Below are 17,012 nucleotides of genomic sequence, written 5' to 3' on the forward strand. Positions count from 1 at the left end.
CATTATACAGCAAAACAGCTCGCAGCGCGAGCTGTCTGTGTAGAGAACTTCCTGCAAAAATTCTATGAGGTCTGCTGCAAAAACGGCCTGATTTTTTGTGGAAAACTTTACCTCACAAAACGCAACGTTCCATCCTCTTGTTTGCTTTAGGCTGGTCAATGGAAAGGCCTTCGGTCAGCCACCGGAATTCCTGCCAGCTCAGACTTCGCATCTCGGCACAGCTGCGGGGCCATTGAAAACCTCCGCCATTTTCCATTCGCTTATACAGCAGAACAAAGCCATCCCCCTCCCACAGCAGGGCCTTGATTCGATCCCGCCGTTTGCCGCAAAACAAAAACAGGCTGTTGGAAAACGGGTCCAGCTCAAACTGCTGCTGCACGATCTGCGCCAATCCGTCTATCCCGCGCCGTAGGTCGGTATATCCACAGGCCAGATAGATATGATCTACCCGGCTGATGTCACCCAGCATGTCGGATTCCTCGAACGACTGCGCTGATCTGTTCTGCGCTTGCGCCTGCTGGAAGCTCTACCAGGATATCCTGGATATGTAAGAGGATTCGATCTGAAGTTGCAGGACCACATATATTCTGCGGTACTTCCAGCTCCTGAAATTGAATTTCAGCCTTTTCTTTGGTCAGCAGGCTATCTCTCATTTTCCGCTGCCACTTGTAAAAGCTGGACAAAGGAACGCCATGTTCTGCACACCAGACTTTGATGGGCTGGCCGCTCTGTTTTGCAGCGGCGATGGTTTGAATCCATTGTTCTTCCCGAACTGCCATTGCTCTCTTTTCCATGGTTGCCTCCTCTGCGGGGTTTCTCACCGAGGCCGTGTATTTTTAAGAGTGGTCTCAAAAATACACGCCCACTACATGGAATAATTCTCTCACTGTGAGACTGGGTTTAGCAAGTACGCCGCTTCGTGAGGCGCTTACGATACATCCAGTTTTATAACCACGAGCGAATCCAAACGAAAGCAGGAGTGGCTCCGCTAACGCTCCGCCACTCCTGCTGAATCCTAATCTCCTACACTTGGGGCTTTTTTGTACTGTCCACACAATTTGGACCGGTTCACTCTGCCTCCGCCTCTTTTTGGGCGCGCTGCCGGGTCTGCCGGAGCTGTTTGTTCTGCTCCTGCTGCAATTTCAGGGCCTGCTGGGACTTTGTGCCCACGCCGCGGTCCTGCAGCTGCCGTTTGACCTCCCGCTGCACCCGCTTGGGGTTTCTGGAAGCGGCTTTCTCCGCTGCCGGCACCGCCGGCCCAAAGGTTAAGGCATGGTACTGCCGGAGAATCAGCTCATAGATTTCCCCGTCCCGGGGTTCTGCCCCAAAGGTCACCTTGGCCGCCGACAATCTGCCGTCCTCCAGGCGCTCAAAGACGCCCACCCAGAACGGTTCCTCAAAGTACACCGTCAGTCTGCTGGTTCCTGTGCTCATGACAATCCCTCCTGAAACGATTGCGATGAACAAAGAACGGACAACCCGGAGGGGCAGGTTACTTACCCCGCCCACCGGGCGGGACGGCCGGGCTACCTACCGGCTCTGGTGCGGCGGGGCCGCACGTTGCGTTTTTATCTTTGCGTTGTATGTTGTCTCTCCCCTGTCCCGGGCGGCAAACGCCTCCTTTTCGTCTGTGCTTTGGCCCGGGGCAGAGCTTCCTGGAGTTATTATAGCAGAGCCGGTGTCGTTTCACAACACCGCTCTTTTCCAATAGAAAACCGCCCCCGGCAGGCGGGAGCGGTTTCGCGTGAATGCATTTTCTGTTACAGGAACAGGTTGGCAAACAGGACAATCAGCGGAATGGCGATGAGGGTGCGCTCCAGGAAGATGATGAGCAGCTTCCAGAAGTTGAGGGGGATCTCGCTCTTGATGATGATGGCGCCCACCTCGGTCATGTAGATGATCTGCACCAGGGACAGCACGCCGATGATGAAGCGGGTCTTGACCGATTCCACACCGGTGATCAGCAGGGCGGGGATGAACATATCGGTGAAGCCGATGAGGGCCGCCGGGGCCACTGCAAAGGCCTCCTCTACCCCGAACAGCTGCAGATACAGCCCGATGGGATAGGAAATCCACTGGAACACCGGGGTGTAGGTGGCGATCATCAGGGCCACCATGCCCCAGGCCATGACTACCGGCACCAGGTCAAAGAACATGCCCACCACGACTTCCATGCCGCTGGAGAGAATTTTGCTCAGAGTGAACTTCTCAGCCCGCTGGCAGCTCATCTCCAGCGCATAGGGCAGCAGCTTGGTGTTTTCAGGCAGGTCCTCGTTGATCTGCTTGCCGGTCTTCTCCTGATAGGTGTCGGGAATGGTGCTGATGGGCGGGATACGGATGCCGATGACCGCCAGAATGATGCCCACCAGGCAGATGCACAGATAGAAGGACGGGAACAGGTGGCTGACGTTCACCGTGTTGGCGATCATCAGGCAGAACGGAATGGACACCAGCGAGAAGTTGGTCATGATGTAACCGGCCTCCCGCTTGGTGTAGAAGCCCTTCATGTACTGCTCACGGGTCAGGATGACGGCGGCGTTGGACGCGCCGAACCAGGAGGCAATCAGGTCCACCGAAGCGCGGCCCGGCACATGGAACAGGGGCCGCACCACCGGCCGCAGCAGGACGCCCAGAAACTCCATGATACCGCAGTCGGTCAAAAACGGCAGAATGAAGCTGAAGGACGCCACAATGCACAGCAGGGTGTTGCACAGGTCCAGCATGGTGACGCCGGTGTCCGCCGAGGTCACCGCCTCAGGGCCAAAGCCAAAGACAATCATGCAGGCAAAGATGGCGCCCAGAATTTTGGACCCCAGATAGAAGGGGGTGGTGTGGAACGCCTTGCTCAGGTAGGTGTTTTTGCGGATGAAATCGGGCTTGAACACCATGTCGATCACGCCCATCACCGCCGACACCACCAGGATGCCCACAATGATGTAGTTCATGCTGACGCCCATCAGGTTTTTCAGTCCGGTCTTGAGGAAGTCCAGCAGTGTGGTGAAGGAATCTCCCTGGGGAATCGGCACCAGAAACATCAATACGCCAAACGCCGACCCAAGAATAAACTTGAGCAGGTTTTTGGGATTGACGGCAGTGGATTTGGTCATAACTTTCTCACTCCTCACAAATCAATCCAGACGCCGGGGTTACAGCGCTTCCACCCGCTGCATGGCCTCAAACAGCATATCTTCGGTGACGGGGTACGGGATGTGCTCCATGTCGGGGCTGTGAACGGCCTCGGTCAGCACCGGTTCCAGCACGCTGCGGTCCAGAGGAACATTCATCTGGCCCAGGGTGGCGGGAATGCCCAGATCGTCCATAAACCGGCGGATCTTCTTCAGCTCATCGGTCTGACCGTCCAGAGCCAGCTGCACCAGCACGCCGTAAGCCACCACGTCCCCGTGGAGATAAGCCTCCTCGAAGCCGGGCAGCAGCACCAGGCCGTAATACACCGAGTGAGCCACCGCGCCGTTGTAGTTTTCATCCACCAGCAGGGACACCAGGCCGGTGCTCACCACATTGGCCAGGACTGCCTCCTCCAGCGCCGGGGTGACCCGGTTGGCCTGGCAGTCGGCCATGGCGGCCGCGCCGTGTTCCAGCAGCGGGAAACAGCACATTCCGCTGATGGACCGGGCCAGGGCCGAGCTGTGGGGCAGAGACTCGCCCCGGGAGGAGAACTGGCACTCATAATATTTGCCCAGGGTATCCCCCATGCCGGCCCGCAGATAGCAGGCGGGCGCCGCCGCGATGACGCCGGTATGAATAAAGCAGTGGATGGCCGGACGGTCAAAGTAATCGAAGTGGTCAAAGCTGCCGTCCTCCCGGTACACCACCGACAGGGCGGTGGTGCCGGCGCAGGTGGCCGCGATGGTGGGGAACGTGAACACCGGCAGTCCGGCCCGCCAGGCGGCGCCTTTGGCGGTGTCCAGCGCCTTTCCGCCGCCCATGCCAAAGACCATTTCCGCGCCCCGTTCCTTGGCCAGAGCGGCCAGCGCTTCCATCCGGCTGACGGTGCAGTCGGTTCCAAAGACCTCCTGGGCCACGATTTCCAGACCGCTGCCCTCCAGGGCCTGCCGCAGAGCAGGGGCCGCCGCCTCCATGGCCTTGGGTCCGCCGATCAGCAGGGCGCGGCAGCCGTACAGCTTGCACACCTGGGGCACGGCGTCGTAGGCGTCGGGGCCGATGGTATAATTTGCAAAATAGGTTGTTGCAGACATAGGTCCTCCCCTTCCCTGCCGTTTACTTGAGCAGCTCCGCCATCCGGCTCAGGCGGCGGATGGCCTCGTCGATGGTCTCCTCCGAGCGGGCAAAGTGCAGGCGGATCAGGTTGTTGACCGGCTCACGGAAGAAACTGGAACCCGGCACCGCCGCCACGCCGATCTCCCGGATCATCCACTCGCAGAATTCCAGGTCACTGTATCCGGCGAACTGGGGCAGATTCAAAAAGTCCTGAATGTCCACCATCACGAAATAGGTTCCCTCGGGGATATTGTGCTTGAGGCCGATTTTGTCCAGCCCGTCCAGGAAGCGGCTGCGCTTGCGGGTGTAGAGGTCCAGCAGGCCATCGTAATAGGACTGGGGAAAGTTCAGGCCCACCACGGCTGCCTCCTGCAGGGGTGCAGGAGCCCCCACCGTCAGGAAGTCATGGACCTTCTTGGCGCCCTCCACCACTTCTTCGGGTCCGATCAGGTAGCCCAGGCGCCAGCCGGTGATGGAATAGGTCTTGGACAGAGAATTGCAGGTGATGGTGTGCTCATACATCCCCGGCAGCGATGCCATGCAGACATGGTGGTTGGGGGCGTAGACCATGTGCTCATACACCTCGTCGGTGATGACAAAGGCGTCGTACTGCAGAGCCAGCTGGCCAATGCCCATCAGCTCCTCCCGGGTGAACACCTTGCCGCAGGGGTTGGAGGGGTTGCAGACGATGATGCCCTTGGCACCCTGGCGGAAGCCGTCCTCGATCAGGGACAAGTCAAAGTTGTACTCCGGCGGCACCAGAGGCACATAAATGGGCTCTGCGCCCGACAGGATGGCGTCGGCGCCGTAGTTCTCGTAGAAGGGCGAAAAGACGATGATCTTGTCGCCGGGGTTGCAGATGGTCATGACGGCGCACATCATGGACTCGGTGCCGCCGCAGGTCACCACGATTTCCTTGTCCGGGTCGATGGTCCGGCCAATGGCACGGCCCTGCTTTTTGGCCAGGGCCTCGCGGAAATTCTCGGCGCCATAGGTCACCGAATACTGATGGGGGCCCTCATAGGCCACCTTGGCCAGAGTGTCCAGAATTTCCTTCGGGGGATCAAAATCCGGAAATCCCTGGGAAAGGTTGATGGCTCCATATTCATCGCTGATTCGGGTCATACGGCGGATGACGGAATCCGTAAAAGTCCCGACGCGGTCACTCAGTTTAGGCATAGTGGTCTTCCTCCTTGATCTTTCGACACGATGTCATTATAATAGGGTGTAACGTAACGTTACAGTCAAGAGGAAAGTTGTATATTTATGCAGAAAAATCCAAATCCATGTATAAATACAGGCGAGTTCGCCCGTTTATGCAATACCAACAAGCGGACCCTGCTCTATTACGACGAAATCGGGCTGTTTCGGCCCGCGTTCACCGACGAAAACGGCTACCGCTACTACAGCGAAAACCAGTGCGACCTGTTTTTCACCATCCGGTGTTTGCAGGAAATCGGGATGCCTCTCAAGGAGATCCGCAGCTACATCGACCACCGCAGCCCCGAGGCCCTGCAGCAGCTGCTGGGCCAGCAGAAACTGAAGGTCCAGCAGGAGCTGGAAAAGCTCCGCCGGATTGAGCAGGTCATCGACAACAAGCTGGGGCTGGTGGACCTGAGCCGTCAGCCCCAGGTCACCGCCCACATCGGCAGTGTGGGGCTGGAACAGCTGCCCGCCGAGTATCTGGTCGTCAGCCCGCCCATCAACACCGACGACCACGACCAGGTTTTTGCCGCCCTGTGCAGCCACATCGGCTACTGCAGCCGCCACCGGCTGAACGCCGGCCATCCCTACGGGGCCATGGTTTCCACCGAGTTCCTGGCCCGGGAGCAGTGGGGGTGCTACTCCCACTTTTTCACCAAGGTAGTGGACGAGCCCAAAGGGCATCCCTGTCACCAGAAGCCGGCGGGCGAATATGCCGTGACCTATCTGGCCGGGGATTACTACAACGCCGCCCCGGCGTTCCGGCTGCTGCAGGAATATCTGGCCCAAAATCACCTTCGCCCCGGGGCCTTCTGCTACAAGGAAGCGGTGCTGGATGAGGTGTCCATGGCGGACCCTTCCGGCTATCTGACCCGGATTTCGGTGCAGGTGTTCCGGTAAGACTTTTCACGTTTTCCCGCGGGGCATTCCTTGAAGTCTGCCCCGCTTCACCCGGTCATTCAGGAAAGAAGGGATGGTATGACCAAACTCAACCAAGACGGGCTCCATGCAAAGCCAGTGTGCTGCGACCTTTGCATGGAGTAACGGCTGTCGCAGTGAACTTTTGCTGGCTTTGCTGCCTGATGCATCTGCAAGGAGGAAAGCCCGCATATGAAATACGTCAACGCCAAAAACCTCCTTCCCGAATCCCTTGTCCGGGAGCTGCAGCGGTACATTCAGGGCGGCTATCTGTACATTCCCGCCGATGCCGCCCAGCCCAAGCGCTGGGGTGAGGTGTCCGGCTACCGCCAGGAGCTGGAACGCCGTAACCGGCAGATCCGCCGGGCCTATCGGGAAGGCACATCCATGGAGCAGCTGGCAGACCGCTACAGTCTGTCGCTCTCCGCCATCCGCAAAATCATCTATCACAAATAATCTTCCGGGGGCCGCTGCGCAGCGGCCCCTTTTCGTGTGCACAAAACGGTTCTGCATCATCCGGTGGATGAAAATTCCCCGCTCTTTGCGGTATCCTGAGACCATCCAAACAACCGGAGGACACCATCTATGTGCACACGTTTTCTTCACCGCGGGGATGACATCATCACCGGCTTCAACTTCGAAATTGATCTGGCCGTCTGGGACCACCAGGTGGTCCTGGAAAATGACCGCTTTTTCATCGGCATTCTTCGCCCCGACGGAGTCCGCCACTCCTACCACGGCGTTCACCGGAACGGCAATGCGGGCACCCTTCTATACGTCCACGGCAACCCTGCCGGGGCCTACCGGGAAGGGCCCGACTGTCTGACCATCGCCGACCTGACCGAGCGGTTCATCCGGGCGGAAATCACCTTTGACCAAGCTCTGGCCCTGGTCCAGACCCACCGGATTGTCTACGCTCCCGACGCCACCATGCAGGCCATGCTGTCCGACCGCCAGGGGCGGGTATTGATTGTTGAGCCGGGCATCGGCTGGCGGGCAGAATACGCCCCCTATTCCCTGATGGCCAACGCTTCCCTGCTGGATCCGGCAAGCACCGCTCCCTTCGCGTTGCCGGGGGACGACCGCTATCAGCGGGCCGAACAGCTGCTGAAGGGCAGCAGCGCCGGCTTTTCGGTTCGGGACGGCCTGGCCCTGCTGGAGGAGGTCCATCAGGAGGGCATCTGGGCCACACGGGTTTCCTTTGTCTATTCGGTCCGGGAACAGGCAGTCTATTACACCGAAAACAACCGCTTCGATCGGATACAGGTTTACCGGTTCCCGGACGGACCGGGCCTCCCCTCTTCCCGCACCGTTTGACATTGTATTGACAAGGGGCGCGATTCGCGCTATACTGTAACCCGACAAGGGCCGCGCCCATCTTTGGCGCAAAAAGCATCCTGCCTGCGTTTATTTTTATCAAGCCGCAGACAAAAAAGCGCGTTTCCCTGTCCAAAAACCACATACTGGGGAGCTTGTAAACAGGCTGAGAGGAAGGTGTGACCTTCGACCCGTAAACCTGATTTGGATAATGCCAACGTAGGGAAAACAACGCTTTCTTTTTCGGAGATGCCAAGTCAGGCGTCTCCGATTTTTTTATTTTCTTCCGGGAGGAGGCTGAGAGAGACGGAATCCGCGGCCCGGCCGCGGCGGACCAAGGGGAGCGCCTTGGGTCTTGTAGTACAGCGATGGGAAGCCGTGTTCCGGCGTGAGAGGAAGCCAGCAAGCTTCGACCGACCTTTTATGGGCAAAGTTTACCCATTTCACCCATGGGAAACGTCGCTGGAACCGCCGTTTCTCACATTGCATCTCAGAGGAGGATCTATTATGAAAAAGACCAACGTTCACAAGCTCACTGTCGCCAGCATCCTGTGCGCCGTCGCCGTGGTGGGCAGCCTGTTTTCTTTCCCGGTATTCGGCAGCAAATGCGCCCCCGTCCAGCACATGGTGAACATTCTCTGCGCCGTGCTCCTGGGGCCCCAGTATGGCATTGCGGTGGCCTTTGTCGCCAGCCTTCTGCGGAATCTGCTGGGCCTGGGCAGCCTGATGGCCTTCCCCGGCAGCATGATCGGCGCGCTGCTGTGCGGCCTGGTCTACTGGAAAACCAAGGCCCTGCTGCCCACCCTGCTGGCTGAAGTGTTCGGCACCGCCGTTCTGGGCGGCCTGTGCGCCTATCCGGTGGCCATCCTGCTGATGGGCCAGAGCGCCGGCAGCATCGCCTTCTATGCCTACATCATCCCCTTCCTGGTGTCCACCGCCGGCGGCGCCATCCTCTCGGGCATCATCCTCTATGCGCTGCGGGATACCGGCGTCTGGGCGCAGGTACAGGCCACCCTGCGGGGCAAAGCATAACAGGAGGAAACCTTCATGTTTCAGGAAATCGCAGCCAATGTGCGGGCCAAAACGCCCCTGATCCACAACATCACCAACTACGTCACCGTCAACGACTGCGCCAACATTCTGCTGGCCTGCGGCGGCAGCCCCATCATGGCCGATGATATCGGCGAAGCAGAGGAAATCACGGCCCTGTGCAGCGGGTTAAACCTCAACATCGGCACCCTCAACCAGCGCACCATTCCCGCCATGCTGGCCGCCGGGCGGCGGGCCAAGGAGCTGGGCCATCCGGTGGTACTGGACCCGGTGGGAGCCGGCGCGTCCGCTCTGCGGACCTCCACCGCCCTCCGGCTGCTGGAGGAGGTCAGGCCCACGGTGGTCCGGGGCAATATCTCCGAGATCAAAACCCTGGCTCTGGGCAGCGGCAGCACCAAAGGGGTGGACGCCGATCTGGCCGACCGGGTTACCCCGGAGAATCTGGACCAGATGGCCGCCTTTGCCCGGGAATTTTCGGCCCGGTGTGGCGCCGTTCTGGCCATCACCGGGGCCATCGACCTGGTGGCCGACCCCGACCGTGTTTTCTGCATCTACAACGGACACCCCGACATGAGCCGGGTCACCGGCACCGGCTGTCAGCTGTCCGCCGTGACAGCGGCCTATCTGGCCGCCAACCCCGACGATCCCCTGACAGCCGCAGCGGCGGCTGTCTGCGCCATGGGCCTGTGCGGCGAAATCGCCCACGCCCGTCTGTCCCCGCTGGACGGCAACGCCAGCTATCGAACCTACATCATCGACGCCATGTACAACCTGACGCCGGAAGCACTGGAACAAGGAGCACGCTATGAAATGCGATAAACACACCATGCTGGTCTACGCGGTGACCGACCGGGCCTGGGTCGGACAAATGACCCTGGCCCAACAGGTGGAGGCCGCCCTCCAAAACGGCGCCACCTGCATCCAGCTGCGGGAAAAGGACCTGGACGAGGCCGCCTTTCTGCAGGAGGCCCGGGAGATGGCCGACCTGTGCCACCGCTATCACGTCCCCTTCATCGTCAACGACAACGTGGATATTGCCATCGCCTGCCACGCCGACGGCGTCCACGTGGGCCAGGATGACATGGCCGCCTCGGACGTCCGCAAGCGGGTGGGTGACGACATGATGATCGGTGTGTCGGCCCACACGGTGGAGGAAGCGCTGGAAGCCGTCCGCAACGGAGCCGACTACCTGGGCCTGGGGGCGGTTTTCTCCACCTCCACCAAGACCGACGCCGGGGCCATGTCCTTTGACACCCTCAAGGCCATTTGCGACGCGGTGGATGTGCCCACCGTGGCCATCGGCGGCATCTCCCCTGCCAACATCCTGCAGCTGAGCGGCAGCGGGGTGGACGGCGTCGCGGTGGTCTCGGCCATCTTCGGCGCACCTGACCCCGGTCAGGCCACCGCCCGTCTGGTGGAGTTGTCCCGCCGGATGGTGACCGGGCAATAAGGCCCGACCCATTTGGACGAATCGCTCCCGGCCCCGCCGGGGGATTCACAGCGGCACATTGGGGGCACCACCTTTTGCCGCTTTAGAAAACAATGCTGAACCCGAAAGGAGAACCACATCATGAAACTCAAGACAGCATTGACCATTGCAGGCAGCGACTGCAGCGGAGGCGCCGGCATTCAGGCTGATCTCAAAACCATGACCATGAACGGAGTCTATGGGATGAGCGCCATCACCGCCCTGACCGCCCAGAACACCACCGGTGTGACGGGGATCTCGGAGGTGACGCCGGCGTTTTTGCAGCAGCAGATCGACATGGTCTTTGACGACATCCGGCCGGACGCCGTCAAGATCGGGATGGTATCCTCTGCGGCCCTGATCCAGGTGATCGCCCAGCGGCTGAGCCATTACCAGGCCCAGAACCTGGTGGTGGACCCGGTGATGGTGGCCACCAGCGGTTCGGCCCTGATGGAAAACGATGCCGTCGCCACCCTCAAGAAGCTTCTGCTGCCCATGGCCACCGTCATCACCCCCAACATCCCCGAGGCGGAGGCCCTGTCGGGCCTGTCCATCCGGGATGAGGCCGGGATGGAGCAGGCCGGCAAAGCCCTGCATGAGGCCTTTGGCTGCGCCGTCCTGGTGAAGGGCGGCCACAGCATCAACGACGCCAACGACCTGCTGTACAGCGGCAGCGGGGCGGTCTGGTTCCAGGGCAAGCGCATCGCCAACCCCAACACCCACGGCACCGGCTGCACCCTCTCCTCTGCCATCGCCTCCAACCTGGCCAAGGGCTATTCCCTGGAGGATTCCATCCGCCGGGCCAAGGATTACCTGTCCGGCGCGCTGGCCGCCATGCTGGATCTGGGCAAGGGCAGCGGCCCGCTGCACCACGGATTTGACCTGCGGGGAACGTTTGCAGAAAGCATGGAATAAGAACACTCTGAATGTCTGAAAGGAAGGCAACCCAATGAGAAATTACACCACCCAGATGGACGCCGCCCGGCGCGGCATCATCACCCCTGAAATGAAAGCCGTCGCCTCCAAGGAATACCGCACCGAGGAGGAAATCCGGGATCTGGTCGCCAAGGGCCAGGTGGTCATCTGCGCTAACAAGCTTCACACCTGCATCGACCCCAACGGCGTGGGCTCGATGCTGCGCACCAAGATCAACGTCAACCTGGGCGTCTCCCGGGACTGCAAGGACTACGACGTGGAAATGCAGAAAGTGATGACCGCCGTTCACATGGGCGCGGAGGCCATCATGGACCTGTCCTCCCACGGCAACACCCAGCCCTTCCGCCGGAAGCTCACCAGCGAGTGCCCCGCCATGATCGGCACCGTTCCGGTGTACGACAGCGTCATCCACTACCAGCGCGATCTGGCCACCCTGACCGCCAAGGACTTCATCGACGTGGTCCGGCTCCATGCACAGGACGGCGTGGACTTTGTCACCCTCCACTGCGGCATCACCCGCAAGACCATCGAGCAGATCAAGAAGCACAAGCGGAAGATGAACATTGTCTCCCGGGGCGGGTCCCTGGTCTTTGCCTGGATGAGCATGACCGGCCAGGAGAACCCCTTCTACGAGTACTTCGACGAGATCCTGGACATCTGCCGGGAGTACGACGTCACCATCTCTCTGGGCGATGCCTGCCGTCCCGGCTGTCTGGCCGACGGCAGCGACGTGTGCCAGATTGAGGAGCTGGTTCGGCTGGGCGAGCTGACCAAGCGCGCCTGGGCCAAGGACGTCCAGGTGATGGTGGAGGGCCCCGGCCACATGCCCATGGACCAGATCGAGGCCAACATGAAGATGCAGCAGACCCTCTGCATGGGCGCTCCCTTCTACGTTCTGGGCCCCATCGTCACCGACATCGCCCCCGGCTACGACCACATCACCGCGGCCATCGGCGGCGCCATTGCCGCATCCGCCGGGGCGGCTTTCCTGTGCTATGTCACCCCCGCCGAGCACCTGGCCCTCCCCAACGTGGAGGACGTCAAGCAGGGCATCATCGCCTCCCGCATTGCGGCCCACGCCGCCGACATCGCCAAGAAGGTCCCCCATGCCCGGGACCTGGACGACGCCATGGCCGACGCACGCCGGACCTTTGACTGGGAGAAGCAGTGGGAGTGCTCCATCGACCCGGAGACTGCCAAGCAGATCCGTGCCGACCGCGCCCCCGAGCAGGAGGACAGCTGCTCTATGTGCGGCAAATTCTGCGCGGTGCGCAGCATGAACAAGGCCCTGAACGGCGAATACATCGACATTCTCTGAGCCCTTCCCTCCGACAAAGCAAAAGGACGCATCTTTGGCCCACCGGGCGTGAAAGATGCGTCTTTTTCATTTTTAATCGACAGTATGATGTGTTTTTCTGCAAAGTATAATATCTTTACAGCTTATTTTGACCCCATTTGGCGCTTCAGGCTGCCGAATTCTCCCGCCGCATGGCGAAATAGCCGATGAAAATGGTCCAGACATAGGCGCAGGTCTTGGGGATCATCAGCATGCCCACCAGAGGCACCGTATCGGCCCACAGAACCACCGGGATATAGAACCCGAAGCTCAGAACGATGGTCAGCCACACCCAGCGGAAGGCCCGGTCCTGATGGCTCTTGGCGCTCTGATAGAACAGAACAATCACCAGCAGGCCCAGCAGCGCAAAGGGGATGTTGCGGTAGATCCCCCAGGACAGAGGAGCGTTGGCGCTCAGCCACTGGTTCTGGGGCATCAGACAGAGCAGCACCCGCACCCCGGCCAGCAGGTACACAGCGGCCGTCAGTTCCCTGCGGCCGGTGACCTGGTAGCGCTTGCGCCAGACGTAGTAGAGCAAGACGTAAAACACCGTCATGGTCACCGAGGTGATGGCTTTGCCCAGGCCCAGGGGGACGGTGTAATTCTCCAGGCCGGTGGTGCAGAGGGCCACCGCCCGGGGCACCAGATGGAAGGAGTCCCCTGCCCCCAGCACCACGGCCATCCAGCCGAACAGCCGGAACTGGGCATTGCCCTTGCAGCCCCGTATCATCAAAATACCTACCGTGATGACAGTGGTCAGATAGACCACGTCAAAAAGCGTTTCCATGATTGCCTGCATAAACTCATTCTCCTTTTGTTGTTGCAGATCTATTTTGCACCGCGGCCCGGTCCAATATAGCCCGGCCGTAGTTGCGTCCAAACAAGAGCCCGGCCAGGAGCAGCGACGCCCCCAGCCCCGAATAGAACACCGCGATGAACCGCTCGGGCGCCAGACCCGACACCCGAATTCCGATGCCGCCGCCCATCATGAACGCCATAATGGCGAAGGCCTTGGCGTCAAAAAACTTAAGGAAAAACTGCCTCTCCTCCCCATATCCCTGGATGCGTCTGGTGTGTTTGCCCACCAGGCGGCCAAAGACAACCACTTGGAACACTGCGAACACCGCCGCCGACAGCAGCACATTCAAGCCGGTGGCATATCCTTTGTAAGACTGCAGACCAATCCGCAGAATATTTACCCCTGCGGCGCTCCACACCAGGCAGGCCAGCAGCAGGAGGGTTTCCCGCTTAACTTTCATACCATCCTTCCCTTCAAATGAACATTGTTCAGTTTGAGCCGTAAAAAATTCCCACCCGGGGCGGGAATTTCAATAGAGGGTTCTGCGGACAATCTCCAGCACCGCGGAGGGGTCGTAGTCCCGCCGCAGCAGGGCCGACAGCATCAGCGAAAAGAGGACATCCGCAAAAATCTCGGGGGTAAAATGGTCGTTGAAGGCATCGGGGCGAATGTGGGGATCTCTCCGAAGCACAAAGCACAAACCATCCAGAATGTGCTGCCAGGTCTGCTGCATTCTCCGCTTTCCGTCCGGCTTCTCCTCCTGCATAAAACCCAGCGAGTGGAGGGTGAAAAAGCCGGGGTACTCCCGATATCCATAGGCCATCCGCTCATACATCCAGGTAATACAGGCCTGGGTGTCCTGAAAAACGGCGTCATCCTCCGGCTGATGGAAAATCTCGCACCAGATGCTCTCCACGGCAGACCCCACCAGCTCGGACTTGGAGCTGAAATAGTTGTAGATCGACCCCACCGACACGCCGCAGGCGGCGGCCACCGAGCGCACATTCAGCGCCGCAATCCCCTGCTGCCGGATCAGTTCCCGGCTGGTGCGGAGGATTTCTTCTTTGGATGTGACCACTGTGTTCATCTCATCACCTCAATCTGAACATCGTTCAGTATACAGACCCAACGGCCATTTGTCAAGGGGAAATTTCTTTCCAGAGTGATTTTTCAGCGGTCCTTGTACATCCGGACCACCAAAAATCCCGCCGCCAGGGCGATCGCGGCGGCAATGGCATTGAAGATGATTTTCATTGCTTTGCGCTCCTTTCGTGGACGATTCTCCATTGTATGCAGTATAGCAAAACAATGTTTCCCCCAGGTTTCCGTTTTGTGAAGGGCGGGTGAAATCTGCGGGGACCGTTCCACCCTGTGCGATTGACTTTCGGCCCGGGCCTCACTATAATCACAGCAGATACATCATCACACCGAGGATACAACCATGAAAACCATTTATTACAACGGCGCCGTTTATACCGGCACGCTCCCTTTGGCGGAAGCCTTCATCGAGGAGGACGGCCGCTTTGTCTTTGCCGGCACCAGCCGCCAGGCTCTGGAACACCAGCAGGACGGCGACCGGCTGGTGGACCTGGCGGGTCAGTTCGTGTGCAGCGGCTTCAACGACAGCCATATGCACCTGCTGGAGCTGGGCTACACCCTCCAAATGGCGCCCCTGGCCCAGCACACCGGCCGTCTGGCTGATCTCCTGGACTGCCTGCGAGACTTTTTAAAGCAGCATCCACGGCAGAACGGCGCCTGGCTGATGGGCCGGGGCTGGAACGAAGATTTCTTCTCCGACGTCCACCGGATGCCCGACCGGCACGACCTGGACCAGGTGTCCACCGAGGTTCCCATCTGCATCACCCGGGCCTGCGGCCACTGTCTGGTGGTGAACAGCCGTGCCCTGGACCTGCTGGGGATTTCCGCCCAGACGCCCCAGCCGGCCGGCGGCCGGATCGGCCTTGCAGACGGCGAACCGGACGGCCGCTTCTTTGACAACGCCATGGAGCCGGTCTACGCGGCCATTCCTGCACCCGACATCGAATCCCTGAAAGAGATGATTCGGCTGGCCTGCCGGGAGTTGAATGCCCGCGGCATCACCAGCAGCCAGACCGACGACTACTGCGTCTTCCGGGCCATCCCCTGGCAGCAGGTGGATCAGGCCTATCAGGAGCTGAAAGAGGCCGGCCAGCTGACGGTGCGGGTCAACGAACAGTGCAACTTCGCCACCCTTGCAGACCTGCAGGGCTTCATGGCCGCCGGCGGACAGACCGGCAAGGGAGACGACCTGTTCCGGACCGGTCCGGTCAAGATCATCGGAGACGGCGCTCTTGGGGCCCGTACCGCCCTTTTGAGTCAGCCCTATGTGGATGATCCGTCCACCTGCGGCCTGCCCGTATACGACCGCAAAACCCTGGAGGAGATGATCGGGCTGGCCCACGCCCACGGGCTGCAAACGGCCACCCACGCCATCGGGGACGCCTGCCTGGACTGGGTGCTGGATGCCCTGGAAAAGGCCCTTACAGCCCATCCCAGGGCCGACCACCGGCACGGCATCGTTCATTGCCAAATCACCCGCCCCGACCAGCTGGAGCGAATCCGCCGTCTGAACCTCCATGTGTATGCCCAGAGTATTTTCCTGGACTATGATATTCACATCGTGGAGGCCCGGGCCGGCCGCCGGCTGGCGGCTTCCAGCTATCACTGGAAAACCCTGATGGACCAGGGGGTGACGGTCAGCAACGGTTCCGACTGTCCGGTGGAGCAGCCGGATGTGATGGCCGGCATCCAGTGTGCCGTCACCCGCACCACGCTGCGGGATCATCTGGGCCCCTACCTGCCCGACCAGTGTTTTTCCGTTCAGGAGGCGCTGGACAGCTTTACCATCGCGGGTGCAAAGGCCAGCTTTGAAGAAAGTTGCAAGGGCCGCATTGCCCCGGGCTATCTGGCAGACTTTGTGATTCTGGGGGATAATCCGTTTGCGGCAGCTCCTCAGGAGCTGCACACCATCCCCATCCGGGCCACCTATCTGGCGGGCCAGCCGGTCTACCAGGCCGACGCCCTCTGATATACCTTTTTGCTCTATTGGGGCGCCGGTTTTCCTTCCGGCTTTCCCCTTCCCTGCTGCGGCCTGAAGAGCGTCACCGTCCAATAAACAGGAGGTCCCCATGCTGCTCACCTACCAACCCGCCGACGCATCCGATCTAGACGCCCTCTTTGCCTTTAACAAGGAACTGATCGACCAGTACGAGGACCTGAGCCAAATCCCATACCAAAAGGTTCTGGCCTGGGTCCGCCAAAAGCTGGAACAACAGATCCAGGAATACACCTGCATCTTAGCGGACGGCCAAAAGGCCGGCTACTATCATTTTTCTCCCATGGACTCCGACACCATGGAATTGGACGACCTGTATCTGTTCCCTGCCTTCCGGGGTCACGGCATAGGCACCGCCGTGATTCAAAAGTGCTGCGCTGAAACAAGCCAGCCTATTATGTTGTATGTCTTTCAAAAGAACACCGGTGCCATCGCCCTCTATCAAAGGATGGGCTTTCAAATCCAGTGCACCACCCAGAATGTGAGCAGTACCCGCTATATCATGCGGCGTGGCTGAACAGCAGAAAAGAGCCCTCCGCACGTTGAACTGCTCCAGTAAAAGTAGACAATGAAAAAAGAAGGCCTCCTGTGGTAGAATAAAACTACTACAGGAGGTCTTTGCTATGCCCAGAAAATACAGCCACATTCAGGA

General features: G+C 59.8%; 19 protein-coding genes and 1 riboswitch. Of the genes, 10 read left to right on the top strand and 9 right to left on the bottom strand.

The genetic code is table 11. The features are described 5' to 3' along the window. Positions 1-112 precede the first annotated feature (112 nt). From tnpB to B5F27_RS13775, 6 genes are all read right to left on the bottom strand, one after another. Positions 113-469 (bottom strand): IS66 family insertion sequence element accessory protein TnpB, encoded by a 357-nt coding sequence (gene tnpB, locus B5F27_RS13750; protein WP_087368644.1) that lies wholly within the window; start codon positions 467-469, stop codon positions 113-115. Beyond that, positions 459-794 carry a transposase gene (locus B5F27_RS13755; protein WP_087368647.1) on the bottom strand — a complete coding sequence of 112 codons (336 nt, stop codon included), beginning with the start codon at positions 792-794 and terminating at the stop codon, positions 459-461. Before B5F27_RS13755 ends, tnpB begins: the two co-directional genes overlap by 11 nt. Before the next feature lie 274 nt (positions 795-1,068). Continuing rightward, positions 1,069-1,434 carry a YjdF family protein gene (locus B5F27_RS13760; RefSeq protein WP_087368649.1) on the bottom strand — a complete coding sequence of 122 codons (366 nt, stop codon included), beginning with the start codon at positions 1,432-1,434 and terminating at the stop codon, positions 1,069-1,071. A gap of 326 nt (positions 1,435-1,760) precedes the next feature. Beyond that, positions 1,761-3,107 (bottom strand): YjiH family protein, encoded by a 1,347-nt coding sequence (locus B5F27_RS13765; protein ID WP_087368651.1) that lies wholly within the window; start codon positions 3,105-3,107, stop codon positions 1,761-1,763. Between the two features lie 39 nt (positions 3,108-3,146). Next, positions 3,147-4,217, bottom strand: coding sequence for an iron-containing alcohol dehydrogenase family protein (locus B5F27_RS13770; RefSeq protein ID WP_087368653.1), 1,071 nt, complete (start codon positions 4,215-4,217; stop codon positions 3,147-3,149). A 22-nt stretch (positions 4,218-4,239) separates the two neighbouring features. Then, a complete protein-coding gene (locus tag B5F27_RS13775) occupies positions 4,240-5,418 on the bottom strand; it encodes a pyridoxal phosphate-dependent aminotransferase (RefSeq protein ID WP_087368655.1) in 1,179 nt (392 codons plus the stop codon). A gap of 87 nt (positions 5,419-5,505) precedes the next feature. Between B5F27_RS13775 and B5F27_RS13780 the strand changes: the two genes are divergently transcribed. The 8 genes from B5F27_RS13780 to thiC all read left to right on the top strand — a co-directional run bounded on the left by B5F27_RS13780 (position 5,506) and on the right by thiC (position 12,449). Beyond that, positions 5,506-6,342, top strand: a complete 837-nt coding sequence (locus B5F27_RS13780) for a MerR family transcriptional regulator (protein ID WP_087368657.1) — start codon at positions 5,506-5,508, stop codon at positions 6,340-6,342. A gap of 210 nt (positions 6,343-6,552) precedes the next feature. Beyond that, positions 6,553-6,816 (top strand): CD3324 family protein, encoded by a 264-nt coding sequence (locus B5F27_RS13790; protein WP_087368663.1) that lies wholly within the window; start codon positions 6,553-6,555, stop codon positions 6,814-6,816. A 129-nt stretch (positions 6,817-6,945) separates the two neighbouring features. After that, entirely contained in the window at positions 6,946-7,677 is a 732-nt protein-coding gene (locus B5F27_RS13795; protein WP_087368666.1) for a conjugal transfer protein, read from the top strand. 137 nt (positions 7,678-7,814) lie between these two features. After that, positions 7,815-7,920: riboswitch (TPP riboswitch) on the top strand. Between the two features lie 264 nt (positions 7,921-8,184). Further along, positions 8,185-8,709 carry an energy coupling factor transporter S component ThiW gene (gene thiW, locus B5F27_RS13800; protein ID WP_087249284.1) on the top strand — a complete coding sequence of 175 codons (525 nt, stop codon included), beginning with the start codon at positions 8,185-8,187 and terminating at the stop codon, positions 8,707-8,709. A gap of 15 nt (positions 8,710-8,724) precedes the next feature. After that, positions 8,725-9,546: a hydroxyethylthiazole kinase gene (thiM, locus tag B5F27_RS13805; RefSeq protein ID WP_087368668.1), complete on the top strand. Its 822-nt coding sequence runs from the start codon at positions 8,725-8,727 to the stop codon at positions 9,544-9,546. Next, positions 9,533-10,177 (top strand): thiamine phosphate synthase, encoded by a 645-nt coding sequence (gene thiE, locus B5F27_RS13810; protein WP_087368670.1) that lies wholly within the window; start codon positions 9,533-9,535, stop codon positions 10,175-10,177. The genes thiM and thiE overlap by 14 nt, the downstream gene beginning before the upstream one ends. A 120-nt stretch (positions 10,178-10,297) precedes the next feature. Next, positions 10,298-11,110, top strand: a complete 813-nt coding sequence (gene thiD / locus B5F27_RS13815; protein WP_087368672.1) for a bifunctional hydroxymethylpyrimidine kinase/phosphomethylpyrimidine kinase — start codon at positions 10,298-10,300, stop codon at positions 11,108-11,110. 34 nt (positions 11,111-11,144) lie between these two features. Beyond that, the gene (gene thiC / locus B5F27_RS13820; protein ID WP_087368675.1) at positions 11,145-12,449 is read left to right on the top strand and encodes a phosphomethylpyrimidine synthase ThiC; all 1,305 of its coding nucleotides are present in this window, start codon (positions 11,145-11,147) and stop codon (positions 12,447-12,449) included. 145 nt (positions 12,450-12,594) lie between these two features. Here the strand turns inward: thiC and B5F27_RS13825 are convergent, their stop codons facing one another. The 3 genes from B5F27_RS13825 to B5F27_RS13835 all read right to left on the bottom strand — a co-directional run bounded on the left by B5F27_RS13825 (position 12,595) and on the right by B5F27_RS13835 (position 14,353). After that, the gene (locus tag B5F27_RS13825) at positions 12,595-13,266 is read right to left on the bottom strand and encodes a hypothetical protein (protein WP_087368677.1); all 672 of its coding nucleotides are present in this window, start codon (positions 13,264-13,266) and stop codon (positions 12,595-12,597) included. Positions 13,267-13,270: 4 nt separating this feature from the next. Beyond that, complete coding sequence (locus B5F27_RS13830; RefSeq protein WP_087368679.1) at positions 13,271-13,726, bottom strand: hypothetical protein; 456 nt, start codon at positions 13,724-13,726, stop codon at positions 13,271-13,273. A 69-nt stretch (positions 13,727-13,795) separates the two neighbouring features. Then, entirely contained in the window at positions 13,796-14,353 is a 558-nt protein-coding gene (locus B5F27_RS13835) for a TetR/AcrR family transcriptional regulator (protein WP_087368682.1), read from the bottom strand. Between the two features lie 354 nt (positions 14,354-14,707). On the opposite strand from B5F27_RS13835, the gene B5F27_RS13840 reads away from it, so the two are divergent. Together B5F27_RS13840 and B5F27_RS13845 are read left to right on the top strand one after the other, a co-directional pair. After that, positions 14,708-16,333, top strand: a complete 1,626-nt coding sequence (locus B5F27_RS13840; protein ID WP_087368683.1) for an amidohydrolase — start codon at positions 14,708-14,710, stop codon at positions 16,331-16,333. Positions 16,334-16,433: 100 nt separating this feature from the next. Continuing rightward, a complete protein-coding gene (locus B5F27_RS13845) occupies positions 16,434-16,877 on the top strand; it encodes a GNAT family N-acetyltransferase (protein ID WP_087368685.1) in 444 nt (147 codons plus the stop codon). Positions 16,878-17,012 lie beyond the last annotated feature (135 nt).

The sequence above is a fragment of the Faecalibacterium sp. An192 genome (assembly GCF_002160175.1).
Taxonomy (GTDB): Bacteria; Bacillota; Clostridia; order Oscillospirales; family Ruminococcaceae; genus Faecalibacterium.